Here is a 12,921-nt window from a genome sequence, read left to right on the forward strand (position 1 = left end):
GCCCATCGTGCAGGGCGTGCGGGCCACTCCGCGGCGAGAGTCGGGCGGCCCGACGCAGGCCGCTGTCAGCCGAAGATCCGCCAGCGCAGGTACAACTGCAGTGCGATGACGCCCAGGACAAAGCCGATGCCCACGTAGACCAGCGCGTGGAGGATGCGGTTGGTGCGCTTTTGTTCCTCGATGATGCGCTTGAGTTCGGCGCCATGGTCCTTGCCCTGCTGCGCCAGAAACCCTTGCAACAGCCGGGGCAGGGCGGGGAAGATCTGTGCATAGCGCGGCGCCTCGTTGCGCAATTCCTCGAGGAATCGCCGCGGCCCGGTCTGCTGGTTCATCCATTTCTCGAGGAAGGGCTTGGCCGTGCTCCAGAGATCGAGGTTGGGGTCGAGCTGGCGGCCCAGGCCCTCGATGTTGAGCAGGGTCTTTTGCAGCAGCACCAGCTGTGGCTGGATCTCCACCTGGAAGCGCCGCGAGGTCTGGAACAGGCGCATCAGCACCATGCCCAGCGAGATCTCCTTGAGCGGGCGGTCGAAGTACGGCTCGCAGACCGTGCGGATGGCCGCCTCCAGCTCGGCCACCCGGGTGTCGGCCGGCACCCAGCCGCTCTCGACGTGCAACTCGGCAATGCGCTTGTAGTCACGGCGGAAGAAGGCGGTGAAATTCTGCGCCAGGTATTCCTTGTCGAAATCGGTCAGGGAGCCGACGATGCCGAAATCCAGCGAGATGAAGCGCCCGAAGCTGCGTGGCTCCACGCTCACCTGTATGTTGCCCGGGTGCATGTCGCCGTGGAAGAAGCCGTCGCGGAACACCTGCGTGAAGAAGATCGTCACGCCGTCGCGGGCAAGCTGGCCCAGGTCCACGCCCTGCTCGCGCAGCCGCTCGATCTGGTTGATGGGGATGCCGTTCATGCGCTGCATCACCATCACCTCGGTGTGGCAGAAATCCCAGAACACCTCCGGGATCAGCACCAGGTCCAGGCCCTCCATGTTGCGGCGCAGCTGCGCGGCGTTGGCGGCCTCGCGCATCAGGTCCAGCTCGTCGTGCAGGTAGGTGTCGAATTCGCCGACCACCTCGCGCGGCTTGAGGCGCTTGCCCTCGGCCGAGGCGCGCTCGAGCCAGCCGGCCATCATGTGCATCAGCGCCAGGTCCTTCTCGATCACGCCGAGCATGCCTGGCCGCAGCACCTTGACGGCCACCTCGTGGTGCTGGCCGTGCTTGTCGACCAGCGCGGCGAAATGCACCTGCGCGATCGAGGCGCTGGCGACCGGCTCGCGGTCGAAGCGGGTGAAGACGGTGTCGATGGGGCGTCGGAAGGCCCGCTCGATGATGGCCACCGCCACGGCCGAGTCGAAAGGCGGCACCTGATCCTGCAGGCGCGCGAGCTCGTCGGCAATGTCCGGCGGCAGCAGGTCGCGCCGGGTCGAGAGCACCTGGCCGAACTTCACGAAGATCGGTCCGAGGCGCTCGAGTGCCTCGCGCAGCCGCACGCCGCGCGGCGCAGAGAGGTCGCGCCCGACCGAGAGCAGGCGCGCCAGCGCCGCCACGCCGCGATGGCGGAAGCTGGTCAGCACCAGTTCGTCGAGACCGTAGCGGAACACCACCCACAGAATGGCGATGCCGCGCAGAATGTTCTTCATGGCAGACGGGGCTCGGCTCGCACCTCAGGGTGCATCGTGCGGATGGTTCGGGCGCGGCGGCTCGGAGGAAGCTGCCGGCGCAGCAGCAGGGCCACCGCCCTGGGAATCGCTGCCGGGCTGGTCCGGCTTGCGGGCCAGCCCGGAGGCGGCGCTGGTTGCCGACTGCACGAAGCGGCGCAGTTCGTTGGCCACCTTGCGGGCCACCTGCGCCACCTTGTGCGCAGGCACGTCACCGATCAGGCGCGCGAGGTCTTCCTCCAGATCCCAGCGCACGTTGTCGATGACCCAGTTGAGCTCGCTGGCCAGATGCACGTCGCCTGCGATGCGGATGGGAGGTTTCTCGCCCTGCATGGCGGTCTTGGCCAGTTGCGTCACCGATTTCTCGGCGATCTCCAGCAGCAGGTCATTGGCGCCATGGTTCTCGTCCAGATCCAACAGACCAGCGGGCGTCAGGCGCACCTGCAGGTGGAACTGGCGCCAGCTCACGTAGACCGACTTGCCCTGCTGCGTGGCCAGACGGCGCATGGCCTCCGGCTCCTGCTGCAGCACGTGGTTGACCAGCAGCACCATGCGGTGCTGGACTTCATGCACCAGCCATTGAGGCGGCGACAGCGTCTTGCCCAGTTCGGCCAGGGCGTTGCGCAGAAAGGAAAAAGGGGACTGTGTTGCCATAGTCCCCATTGTCCTTGAATTTTTGGCCGGGCCTGCGATTAAGGCCTTGGTGTACTGTAGGAGGTCAGCGCATTGGCTTGCCCGACCCCGCCCCAGACCGGCGCAAGCCTCATTGCAGGGCCTGCAGACCTGCGACCAGCCAGCCGGAGCCGCCGTTCCTGGGCTTGGTCATGTTCCAGACCTCGCGGAACGGCGCCGGGCCGGCCGCGGCATTCTCCTGGATCATGCCGGAGAACTCGACGCTGGCCATGTAGACATCGTCCAGTTCCTCGATGCCCAGCAGCTGCGCATCGAGCGTGATCACTTCGGTGTGGTTGGGCTGGCCGCCATTGTGGGCATCGCGCTCGGCCAGTTGCTGGCGGATCTCGGCGAGCATTTCATCGGTCATCATGGCGCGCAGGGCCACCAGGTCGCCCTCGTCCCAGGCCTTCTGCAGGCTCACGAAGTTGCGCTTGGCCGCATCGAGGAACCCGTTGGTGTCGAAGCCCTGCGGTACGCCCCAGCTTTGCGAGCCGGCCAGCGCCGAGCCGATCATCGAGCCACCGGCGTGGCCGTGGTCGAAGGGGCGGGCCGATGCGTCATTGCCGACATTGCGCGGGTTGTAGGAGTTGGCCGAGCGCTGGAACTGGCTGCCTTGATTGCCCTGGCCGCTGTTGCCGCCGAAGGCGCCGGCGCCTTGTGGCGCCAGGCGTTGGCGCGAGCGCATGAAGTAGCCGATCACCGTCATGGCGATCAGGCCCAGCAGGATCACCATCAGCAGGGTGCCGAATTCCTCGCCAAAGCCCAGGGCGCTGGCCAGCCAGGCCAGGCCCAGGCCCGCGGCGAGACCGCCGAGCAGGCCCATCATCGGGCTGCGTGGGCGCGCCTGCGTGTTGGCGCCGGCGCGCTGCTGGCTGGCGGCCGGCGGCGTGGCCTGGCGCTGGGTCACATTGCTGGACTGGCGGCCGATCGAGCTGCCGCCACCCATGCGGCGGGCATCGGCGTCAACGTGCACGGACATCAGGAACATCAGGAACAGCGCCGAAAAAAACGTGCTCCACTTTTTCATCGTCATGGTTTTATCTCCGGGTAGTTTTGCAGGATGGGGCCATTGTGCAAAAAGCCAAAAAACCACTTGCCATTGCCGAGTTTGCAAACATGACGCGGCCAGCAAAAAGGCACCGCGGGGGTGCCTGGTGAGAGCGCGCCGGCAGGGTTCTCAGCGTTGCCGGGACGGGGCGGGAGCTGTCATCAGCACTTGATGCCGACGTGCAGCGCGGCAATGCCGGCGGTTAGGTTGTGGTAATCGACATGCCCGAAGCCGGCTTGGTGCATCAGCGCCTTGAGTTCCTGCTGGCCGGGGTGCATGCGGATCGACTCGGCCAGATAGCGGTAGCTGTCGGCGTCGCCGGCAATGGCCTGACCGAGGCGCGGCAGCACGCTGAAGGAGTACCAGTCGTAGGCCTTCTCCAGCGGCTTGGCGACCTTGGAGAACTCCAGCACCAGCAGCTTCCCGCCGGGTTTGAGGACGCGCCGCATCTCGGCGAGCGCACGTTCCTTGTGCGTCATGTTGCGCAGGCCGAAGGCCACGCTGACGACATCGAAGTAGTTGTCCGCAAAAGGCAGGGCCTCGGCGTCGCATACCGTGGTCGGGAGGATGACGCCCTTGTCGAGCAGGCGGTCACGCCCGGTGCGCAGCATGGCTTCGTTGATGTCGGTGTGCACCACCGTACCGGCGGAGCCAACTTTCTTGGCAAAGGCCAGCGCCAGGTCGCCGGTGCCGCCGGCGATGTCCAGCGCCTTCTGCCCTTCGCGCAGGTTGGCCACCAGCACGGTATAGGCCTTCCAGGCGCGGTGCAGCCCGGCCGACATCAGGTCGTTCATCAGGTCGTATTTGGGTGCGACGGAATCGAAGACCTGGCGCACGCGGCCGGCCTTTTGCTGCTCGTCAACGGTTTCGTAGCCGAAGTGTGTGGTGCTCATGGGGCCAATGGTAAGGGATTTGTCCGTGCCTTGTCCGTGTCCGGACCTGACTGGCAGGCGTGCGGCGGTGTGGTTGTGGTGTAGCGTCACTGGTTGAAGATCCAGCCGCCGTCCTCGCGCCGCGCCGCGCCGCTTCGCACGAGGTCGGCCAGCAGGTCGTCGAGCCAGCCATCGGGGTCGGTGGCGGCCCCACCGGCCGCGGCAGCAGCATTTCCGCCCATCAACAGCCGCAGTCGCCCGAAGTAGGGCAATTGCGCCACCCATTGGCCAAGCGCGTCGCGGTGGATGCGCTGCCACTCCAGCAGCTTGAACTTGAGCAGGGCCTTGGCGGCGTAGTGGGCGTGGCGGGCCGGGTTTTGCGCGAAGGCGTCCAGGCGGCGATGCGCGGTGGCGAGTGCGGCCGCGACCTCGGTGAAAGGCGCGCCATGGCCGGGGATGATGTGCAGCGGCTGCAGGCGCTCGATGGCGTCCAGCGTGGCCGCCATGACGTCGAAGGCCTGCACGCCGTCGAGCTCGGGGAAGATCACGCCAAAGCCGTGCTGCCACAGCGCATCGGCGGAGATGAGCGTGCGCGAGGCGGGCTCGAACAGCACCACCATGTCCGGGTCGTGGCCCGGTGCGGCATGCACCTGCCAGTGGGCATCGCCCAGCGGCAGTTCATCGCCGCCCTGCAGCGTGGCGGTGAAGCCAAAGCGCGGGCATTGCTGACCGGTGGCGGCAAAACTCAGCGCGGTCTCGTCCCAGTCGGCGACAGCCGCTGCGCTGGCGGCCGGAATCCGTGTGGCGCAACCCGGCCAATGCTGTTGCAGCGCCAGATTGCCGCCGCAGTGGTCGCTGTGCAGGTGGGTGTTGACGATGGCGTGCAGGGGCGCTTCCTGCAGGGCTTGCTGCACCAGCGCCAAGGTTTGCGCCGCGTGGCTGGCGTAGCCGGTATCGATCAGCGCGTTGCCGTGGCGGCCGCGCAGCAGGATGTTGTTGGACGAGAGCCAGCCGCGCTCGAAGACGATGGGCGGATGGGCTGGCATGGGGGCAGGCGCTTGGAGACGGCGGCCTTCAGGCGGGTTGCGCCACCGGGGCTTCCAGAAAGTTCTTGAGCATGGCGTGGCCATGCTCGGTGAGGATGCTCTCCGGATGGAACTGCACGCCCTCGATGGGCAGGTGCCGGTGGCGCACCCCCATGATCTCGCCATCGTCGGTCCAGGCGGTGATCTCCAGCGCTTCGGGCAGGCTGGCGCGTTCGATCGACAGCGAATGGTAGCGATTGACGGTGAACTGGCGCGGCAGATTGGCAAACACGCCCTGCTGGATGGTGGTGATGCGGCTGGTCTTGCCGTGCATCAGCTCCTGCGCACGGATGATGGTGCCGCCGAAGGCCGCACCGATGCTCTGGTGGCCCAGGCACACGCCGAGGATCGGCAGGCGGCCGGCGAAGTGGCGGATCGCCGCGATGGAGATGCCCGCCTCGGCCGGCGAGCAGGGGCCGGGCGAGATGACCAGGCGATCGGGGGCGAGCGTCTCGATCTGTTCGAGCGTGATCTCGTCGTTGCGATGGACCTCGACATCGGCACCGAGCTCGCCGAAGTACTGCACGATGTTATAGGTGAAGCTGTCGTAGTTGTCGATCATCAGGACCCGCATGGGCGCTCTCCTGGTTGGGCGATGGATGGCGATGCCGTGGCGGCGGCTTTGGGCCGGGGTCAGCGCGGCTGGCTGCTGGTGTTGGTGATCAGCGTGCGGATGTCGGTGGGCCAGGCGAAATCGGCCTGCGGCTCCTCGAACACCTGTTGCTGGCCCTGGTGCAGCAGCCAGACGCGGATGCTGTCCGATTCGGGCTCCAGGGCGATGGCCACGGCCTCCTCGCCGCCCATGTGGGCGCGGTTGCCGGTGACAAACAGTACGCCGTGCTCGGCCTGCAGCGGCGCGGCCACCTGCAGGTTCAGCAGGGCCACCGGGTAGGCGGTGCCCAGCAGTTGCTGCAGGCGTGCGCGCAGGCCTGCCTCCTGCAGGTAGGGCACGTCGTGCGGGTAGGCGCCGACATGGCTTTGCAGCGCGACCCAGTCGATGGCAGGGCTGTGCACGGCGTTTCGCGGTGCCTGCTGCGTCTGTTGCCCGGAAGCTGGACCGGCTGCCGTGGTGGCACCGGTGCCGGTATCCGGCTCGGCCGGACCCGAGCCGCTCTGGCAGCCGGCGAGCGCGGCAGTCAGGACCAACACCAGGGCCGCTGTGCGGCCCGTGGGGCGATGGGCGCGATGGAGGGGGAGGGAATACGGGTGCATGGCGTGCTCCTGGGTGGGATCGGGGAGGCTCATGTCTGGGTTGCTCCGGCGCGCAGGCGGGCGAATTCCTCATGCTCGAAGGCAATGTAGGCTTCCATCATGCTGCGGTAGATGGCCTCGATGACATCGGGGTTGCCGCCTTCGGCGGCTGCGCGTTCGCGCACGCGTGCGACGATGAATTCGATGCGTTTCTCGTCGCGCACCTGGTTCTCGCTGGCCTTGATGCGGGCGGCCTGCGTCATGTAGCCGCCGCGCTCGACCAGCAGCGGCACCAGGATGTCGTCGAGCGCGTCCACGCGCGCGCGCACCTCCTGCATGCTGCTGCAATGGGCGGTCTTCTCGATGGCCTTGGTGGTCTTGCTGCTGCTCATGATTCGAATCCTTCCTCGACGAGTTCGGCCGCGCGCAGCAGCGCGCGGGCCTTGTGCTCGGTCTCGCGCCATTCCATCTCGGGCACCGAGTCGGCCACCACGCCGGCGGCGGCCTGCACGTACAGGGTCTGGCCCTTGATGACGCCGGTGCGGATGGCGATGGCCACGTCCATGTCGCCGGCATAGCTGATGTAGCCGCAGGCGCCGCCATAGAGGCCGCGCTTGACGGGTTCGAGCTGGTCGATCAGTTCCATGGCATGCACCTTGGGGGCGCCGGTGAGCGTGCCGGCCGGGAAGGTGGCGCGCAGCACGTCCATGCTGTCCATGCCGGGCTGCAGGATGCCCTCGACATTGCTGACGATGTGCATCACGTGGCTGTAGCGCTCGACCACGAAGGCCTCGGTGACCTTGACCGAGCCGACCTCGGCGATGCGGCCGATGTCGTTGCGTGCCAGGTCGATCAGCATGACGTGCTCGGCGCGCTCCTTCGGGTCATGGATCAGCTCTTCCTCGGCGGCCTTGTCGGCCTCGGGCGTGGCGCCGCGCGGGCGCGTGCCGGCCAGTGGCCGGATGGTGACCTTCTCGCCGGCCGGGGTGTGTTCCTGCCGTACCAGGATCTCGGGGCTGGAGCCGACCACGTGGAAGTCGCTGCCGGCCTCGTCCGCACCGCTGAAGTTGTAGAAGTACATGTACGGGCTCGGGTTGAGCGTGCGCAGCGAGCGGTACAGCGACAGCGGGCTTTGCGTGAAAGGCCGCTCGATGCGCTGGCCGACCTGTACCTGCATGAAATCGCCGGCGAAGATCAGCTCCTTGGCGCGCTCGACCGACTGCAGGTAGTCGGCCTTGGCGAAGTGCCGCACCGGAGCATGGCTGGCGCTGGGATGGATGGCGGGCGCGACGACCGGCTGGCGCAGCCGCTCGCGCAGTTCGTCCAGGCGTTCGCAGGCGCGTGCATGGGCGTTCGGCGCGGCCGGGTCGGCATAGACCAGCAGGTACAGGCGACCCGAGAGGTTGTCGATCACCGCCACTTCGTCGGTGTGCAGCAGCAGGATGTCGGGCAGGTGCAGGTCGTCGGGCGGGCAGCTGTGTTCGAGCTTCTTCTCGATGTGCCGCACCGTGTCGTAGCCGAAATAGCCGGCCAGGCCGCCGGCAAAGCGCGGCATGCCTGGGCGCAGCGCGACCTTGAAACGCCGCTGGTAGGCGGCGATGACCTCCAGCGGATTGCCCGCATGGGTCTCGGCCACCTCGCCATCGGTGACGATTTCGGTGCGGGCGGCGGCGCCGAAGCCACTGGCGCGCAGCCATGTGCGCGCGGGCAGGCCGATGAAGCTGTAGCGGCCGAAGCGCTCGCCGCCCACCACCGATTCGAGCAGGAAGCTGTTCCTGCCGCCATCCTGTGCATGGGCCAGCTTGAGGTAGAGCGAGAGCGGGGTTTCGAGGTCGGCGAAGGCCTGGGCCATCACGGGGATGCGGTTGTAGCCTTCACGCGCGAGGCGTTGGAATTCGGGTTCGGTGATCACGAGGGGCTTTCCTGAGGCCCGGGGCCGGCGCCGGCCCCGCAGGTTTATCCGGGGGTGAGCCATTCGCAGCCGCGGCGGGCGGGCTCTCGAAGGGCAAGCGGGTGCGCGCATGGGTTGGGGCGCGCGGGAGGGCGGTCAGCGTGGCGGCTTGCGCCAGGGCCAAGCCTCCTGGCATGCGCTGCCTGCGTGCGGGACGCTCGATTCGCTGGGGATAAACATGCGCGCTAGTGTAGCAAATGGCTGGCCTGTCAAGGCGCTACCAGCGGCACTTCGGGCTCGCCGGGATTGAGCGCCTCGGTCAGCGGCGGGCCGGGGGGCACGGCGGCTGAGGCAGGGCTGTCGGCCAGGTAGCTCTCCAGCAGCGAGAAGAAGCGTTTGTAGAGGCTGGGTTTGGTGAGGGTGACGCTGCCGACCTTGATCAGCGAGTCATCCTCGGACTTGATGGGCACCGACAGCGAGCCGAGCACGCTCACGCCCAGCGACGCGGAGGAGTTGGTCTTGCGCAGCGCATAGAGCTGCTGCACGGCGCTGACGAACACCGAGCTGGTCTGGTCCGGGTTGGACACGCAGGTGACGTTGAATTCCACCTCGTAGTGGTGGTCGCGGGTTTGCTGGAAGTGCTTGCGTGCGGCCACCGTGGTGGGCGTGGCGGCCGTGATCAGGTAGGCCTGGCTGAGCAGGGCGCGCCGAGCCGCTTCGCAGGCCGCTTCGGGGCCGCTTTCATAACTGCGCGAGAAAGTACTCGAATCGGCGAAGGCGGTTTCGGCGACGTTGAACGAACCGGGCTCGCCCGGTTGCGTGGCGCAGCCGCCCGCCAGCAGGGCGCTGGCTGCCACCATGGGGTAAAGCGCAAGCCTCAGGGAACGCATGGTATGCACGACAAACTTCACATGGGCGGGGCCTGGCGCTTGCCGGGCCCCTTGGTTGATTCGGGTTGATGGAGGGAGGTCGTCCGGTGGTTTCTGGTTCGGATGCGGACGCCGGGGGGCGTTGCTGCTTCGGACTGCCTCTTTCGAAACCGGTTCCATCATAGAGGTTTCCCGCATGAGCGGTTGTGAGAAAAAGTCCAATGCGGTGTGCTGGCAGGGCCTCTGCGCGTGCCGTGGGCCAGACGCATTTTGATTCTTGTGTGCAGCGGGCCCGATACTCCGCTTCCTGCGTGCCAACGGTGGAAAGGCAGGTCAGGCAGGTCAGGCAGGTCGCCCGCAGGTTCTGACGACGCGCCGGTGTTCTGGAACAATACCCTGCCTCGCAGCGCGGCGCTGTGATCGCGGCATTGACCATCTGCCGTTCTCGCTGTCTTCGCCGTGCCCACCGCTCCCTGTAAACAGGTTTTGAGAGTTCTCGACGTCCATGTCCGCTTCCACACTGACCGAAAGCGCCCCATTGCGCAGTGATGCCCGGGTCATCAGCCTGGTCGGGCTGGTGCATGCCAGCAGCCATTTCAGCCAGCTGGTGCTGCCGCCGCTGCTGCCTTGGCTGCACGGGGAATTCGGCATCGGGTATGCCGCGCTGGGCTCGGTGCTGACGGTGTTCTTCGTGGTCTCCTGCGTGGTGCAGGCGCTCTCGGGCTTCGTGGTCGACCGTCATGGCGCCCGTCCGGTGCTGTATGGCGGCATGGCGCTGATGGCGCTGGGCATCGTGGGTTTTGCCCTGGCACAATCGTTCTGGATGCTGGTGGCGGCCGCCATCGTCACCGGCATGGGCAATGGCGTCTTCCACCCGGCCGATTTCACGCTGCTCAATCGCAAGGTCAGCCCGGCCCGGCTCGGCCATGCCTACAGCGTGCATGGCATCACCGGCAGCCTGGGCTGGGCGGCGGCACCGGCGCTGGTGGTGCCGCTGGCGCAACTCTGGGGCTGGCGCCTGGCCTTGCTGGCGGCCGCCGGGGTGGTGGTGGCCATCCTGCTGGTGGCGTGCAGGGGCCGTGGGGTGTTGGCTGATGAGTTGGCCGAGGCCCCGGCGCGTGCGCCGGCCGCGTCTGCTCTGGCTGCGGCCGAGGCGCCACTGGCGTTCCTGCGCCTGCCGGCGGTGTGGGTCTGCATGGGGTTCTTTTTTCTCTACGCGGTGGTGCTCAGCGTCGTGCAGACTTTTGCGGCGCCGGCGGCGGAGCGGCTGCACGCCATGCCGCAGACTTGGCTGGGCCTGTGCGTGACGCTCTACATGGTGGCGCTGGCGGTGGGGATGGTGGCGGGCGGCTTCCTGGTGCAGCGCGACTGGCCGGCCGAGCGCATCGTCGGCACGGGCTTCGGGGTGGCCGCCATGTTTGCGGTGGCCATGGCGCTGGCGCCGCTGCCGGCGGCCAGCGTGCCGTTGGTCTTCGTGCTGATGGGTCTGGTCAGCGGGCTGGCCGGGCCCTCGCGCGACATGCTGGTCAAGCAATCGACGCCGCTGCATGCCAGCGGCCGCGTCTATGGCGTGGTGTATGCGGGGCTGGACATCGGCCAGGCGCTGGCACCGCTGGTGTTCGGCTGGGTGATGGATCATGGGCACCATCAGGTCATCTGGCTGGGTCTGGCGGCCGTGCAACTGAGCCTGATCGGCAGCGCCGCGGCGGTGGCGGGCCTGCGGCGAGTGCCACAGGCCTGAATGCGGAGACGCCGCACGCCGCTGCATATGATGTTAGTCTTGCTGACGCTGACGCTGACGCTGACGCTGACGCTGCCGCTGCCGCCGGGCGCGGCCTGAACAACATCTGGAGTCGCCATGCTGGGCTACATCCTCAAACGCCTTCTGCTGATGATTCCCACGCTGCTGGGGGTGCTGCTGTTCACCTTCGTGATCGTGCAGTTCGTGCCGGGCGGGCCGGTCGAACAGTATCTGGCCGAGTCGCGCGCGGGCCCGGGCGGCGCCGAGACGGGCGGCTTCAGCTACCGCGGCGGCGAGGGAGTGGATGCGCGGCGGCTCGAGGAAATCAAGGCGCTCTATGGCTTCGACAAGCCCGCGCACGAGCGCTTCCTGCAGATGCTCGGGCAGTTCGCGCGCTTCGATCTGGGCCGCAGCTTCATGCACAACAAGGACGTCTGGCAGCTCATCAAGGAAAAGCTGCCGGTCTCCATCAGCCTGGGCCTCTGGACCTTCTTCATCAGTTACCTGATCGCGGTGCCGCTGGGGGTGGCCAAGGCGGTGCGCGCCGGCAGCCGCTTCGATTTCGTCACCACGTTGCTGGTGCTGGTCGGCTATGCAGTGCCGGGATTCGTGCTGGGGGTGATCCTGCTGGTGGTCTTCGGCGGCCAGCTCGAATGGTTCCCGCTGCGCGGCCTGACTTCGCCCGGTTGGGAAGAGATGGGCTGGGGCCAGCGTGTCGCCGACTACCTCTGGCACATTGCGCTGCCGGTGACGGCGATGGTCGCCGGCAGCTTTGCCGTGACCACACTGCTGACCAAGAACGCGGTGCTCGAGGAAATCCGCAAGCAGTACGTGCTGACTGCCTACGCCAAAGGGCTGGACCAGCGCCAGGTACTGTGGGGACATGTGTTCCGCAACGCGCTGATCCCGATTGTCACGGGCTTTCCGGCCGCCTTCATCGGCGCCTTCTTCGCCGGTTCACTGCTGATCGAGACGCTCTTCACGCTCGATGGCCTGGGCCTGCTGGGCTATGAGAGCATCATCCGCCGCGACTATCCCGTCGTACTTGGAACGCTCCACCTTTTCACGCTGATAGGCCTTCTCACCAAGCTGGTCAGCGATCTCTGCTACGTGTGGGTGGACCCGCGCGTGAAATTCGATGGATGAAACCATGATGAGTGCACTCCCCCCGCTGGACGCTTTTCCGATCACCCGCAAATGGCCGGCGCGGCATCCGGATCACATCCAGCTCTATTCGCTGGCCACGCCCAATGGCGTCAAGGTCTCGATCGCGCTGGAGGAGCTGGGCCTGCCTTATGAGGCGCACAAGGTCGATTTCGCCACCAACGACCAGCTCAGCCCCGAGTTCCTGTCGCTGAACCCGAACAACAAGATCCCGGCCATCATCGACCCCGCCGGCCCTGGTGGGCGGCCGCTGGGCCTGTTCGAGACCGGCGCCATCCTGATCTATCTGGCCGACAAGACGGGCCGACTGCTGCCGGCCGATGTGGCGCTGCGCTACCAGGGCATCCAGTGGCTCATGTGGCAGATGGGGGGTGTCGGGCCGATGTTCGGCCAGCTCGGCTTCTTCCACCGGTTCGCCGGCAAGGACTGGGAAGACAAGCGTCCGCTGAGTCGCTACGTGGCCGAGAGCCGCCGCCTGCTGGGCGTGCTCGACGGTCACCTGCAGGGGCGCGACTGGATGCTGGGCCAGGGTGAGGACGCCTACTCGATCGCCGACATCGCCATCTTCCCGTGGGTGCGCAACCTGGTGGGCTTCTATGGTGCCGGTGACCTGGTGGGTTTTGGCGATTTCGCCAACGTGCAGCACGTGCTCGATGCCTTCGTCGTCCGTCCGGCCGTGCAGCGCGGCCTCGCCGTGCCACGTTGATTGGTGCGGTGCATCATGCGGTCGCGC

The 12,921-nt window shown here is 67.1% G+C and carries 13 protein-coding genes; 3 read left to right on the forward strand and 10 right to left on the reverse strand.

Features of this window, described 5'->3' with window-relative positions; genetic code table 11:
• Positions 1–65: 65 nt before the first annotated feature.
• The 10 genes from ubiB to EV687_RS15375 form a co-directional block, all read right to left on the reverse strand.
• Positions 66–1,634 (reverse strand): ubiquinone biosynthesis regulatory protein kinase UbiB, encoded by a 1,569-nt coding sequence (gene ubiB / locus EV687_RS15330; RefSeq protein WP_122229415.1) that lies wholly within the window; start codon positions 1,632–1,634, stop codon positions 66–68.
• A gap of 24 nt (positions 1,635–1,658) precedes the next feature.
• Positions 1,659–2,306: a hypothetical protein gene (locus tag EV687_RS15335; protein WP_122229413.1), complete on the reverse strand. Its 648-nt coding sequence runs from the start codon at positions 2,304–2,306 to the stop codon at positions 1,659–1,661.
• A 109-nt stretch (positions 2,307–2,415) separates the two neighbouring features.
• On the reverse strand, positions 2,416–3,354 hold the full coding sequence (locus tag EV687_RS15340) for a Tim44 domain-containing protein (protein WP_122229411.1): 939 nt from the start codon (positions 3,352–3,354) through the stop codon (positions 2,416–2,418).
• A gap of 182 nt (positions 3,355–3,536) precedes the next feature.
• Positions 3,537–4,268, reverse strand: a complete 732-nt coding sequence (ubiE, locus tag EV687_RS15345) for a bifunctional demethylmenaquinone methyltransferase/2-methoxy-6-polyprenyl-1,4-benzoquinol methylase UbiE (protein ID WP_122229409.1) — start codon at positions 4,266–4,268, stop codon at positions 3,537–3,539.
• A gap of 86 nt (positions 4,269–4,354) precedes the next feature.
• A complete protein-coding gene (locus EV687_RS15350; RefSeq protein ID WP_122229407.1) occupies positions 4,355–5,293 on the reverse strand; it encodes an MBL fold metallo-hydrolase in 939 nt (312 codons plus the stop codon).
• 28 nt (positions 5,294–5,321) lie between these two features.
• Positions 5,322–5,906, reverse strand: a complete 585-nt coding sequence (locus EV687_RS15355; RefSeq protein ID WP_122229405.1) for an anthranilate synthase component II — start codon at positions 5,904–5,906, stop codon at positions 5,322–5,324.
• Between the two features lie 59 nt (positions 5,907–5,965).
• Positions 5,966–6,577, reverse strand: coding sequence for a hypothetical protein (locus EV687_RS15360; protein WP_122229403.1), 612 nt, complete (start codon positions 6,575–6,577; stop codon positions 5,966–5,968).
• Entirely contained in the window at positions 6,574–6,915 is a 342-nt protein-coding gene (locus EV687_RS15365; RefSeq protein ID WP_122229401.1) for a chorismate mutase, read from the reverse strand. Before EV687_RS15365 ends, EV687_RS15360 begins: the two co-directional genes overlap by 4 nt.
• Positions 6,912–8,435 carry an anthranilate synthase component I gene (gene trpE, locus EV687_RS15370; protein ID WP_122229399.1) on the reverse strand — a complete coding sequence of 508 codons (1,524 nt, stop codon included), beginning with the start codon at positions 8,433–8,435 and terminating at the stop codon, positions 6,912–6,914. The genes EV687_RS15365 and trpE overlap by 4 nt, the downstream gene beginning before the upstream one ends.
• 248 nt (positions 8,436–8,683) lie before the next feature.
• Positions 8,684–9,304, reverse strand: a complete 621-nt coding sequence (locus EV687_RS15375) for a DUF2242 domain-containing protein (protein ID WP_165392835.1) — start codon at positions 9,302–9,304, stop codon at positions 8,684–8,686.
• A gap of 484 nt (positions 9,305–9,788) precedes the next feature.
• Between EV687_RS15375 and EV687_RS15380 the strand changes: the two genes are divergently transcribed.
• The 3 genes from EV687_RS15380 (at position 9,789) to EV687_RS15390 (ending at position 12,894) form a co-directional block, all read left to right on the forward strand.
• On the forward strand, positions 9,789–11,024 hold the full coding sequence (locus EV687_RS15380) for an MFS transporter (protein ID WP_122229395.1): 1,236 nt from the start codon (positions 9,789–9,791) through the stop codon (positions 11,022–11,024).
• 117 nt (positions 11,025–11,141) lie between these two features.
• The gene (locus tag EV687_RS15385) at positions 11,142–12,170 is read left to right on the forward strand and encodes a microcin C ABC transporter permease YejB (protein ID WP_122229393.1); all 1,029 of its coding nucleotides are present in this window, start codon (positions 11,142–11,144) and stop codon (positions 12,168–12,170) included.
• A 7-nt stretch (positions 12,171–12,177) separates the two neighbouring features.
• Positions 12,178–12,894, forward strand: coding sequence for a glutathione S-transferase N-terminal domain-containing protein (locus EV687_RS15390; protein ID WP_122229904.1), 717 nt, complete (start codon positions 12,178–12,180; stop codon positions 12,892–12,894).
• The last annotated feature ends 27 nt before the right edge of the window (positions 12,895–12,921 follow it).

It is taken from the genome of Corticibacter populi (genome assembly GCF_004217315.1).
Taxonomy (GTDB): Bacteria; Pseudomonadota; Gammaproteobacteria; order Burkholderiales; family Burkholderiaceae_C; genus Lampropedia; species Lampropedia populi.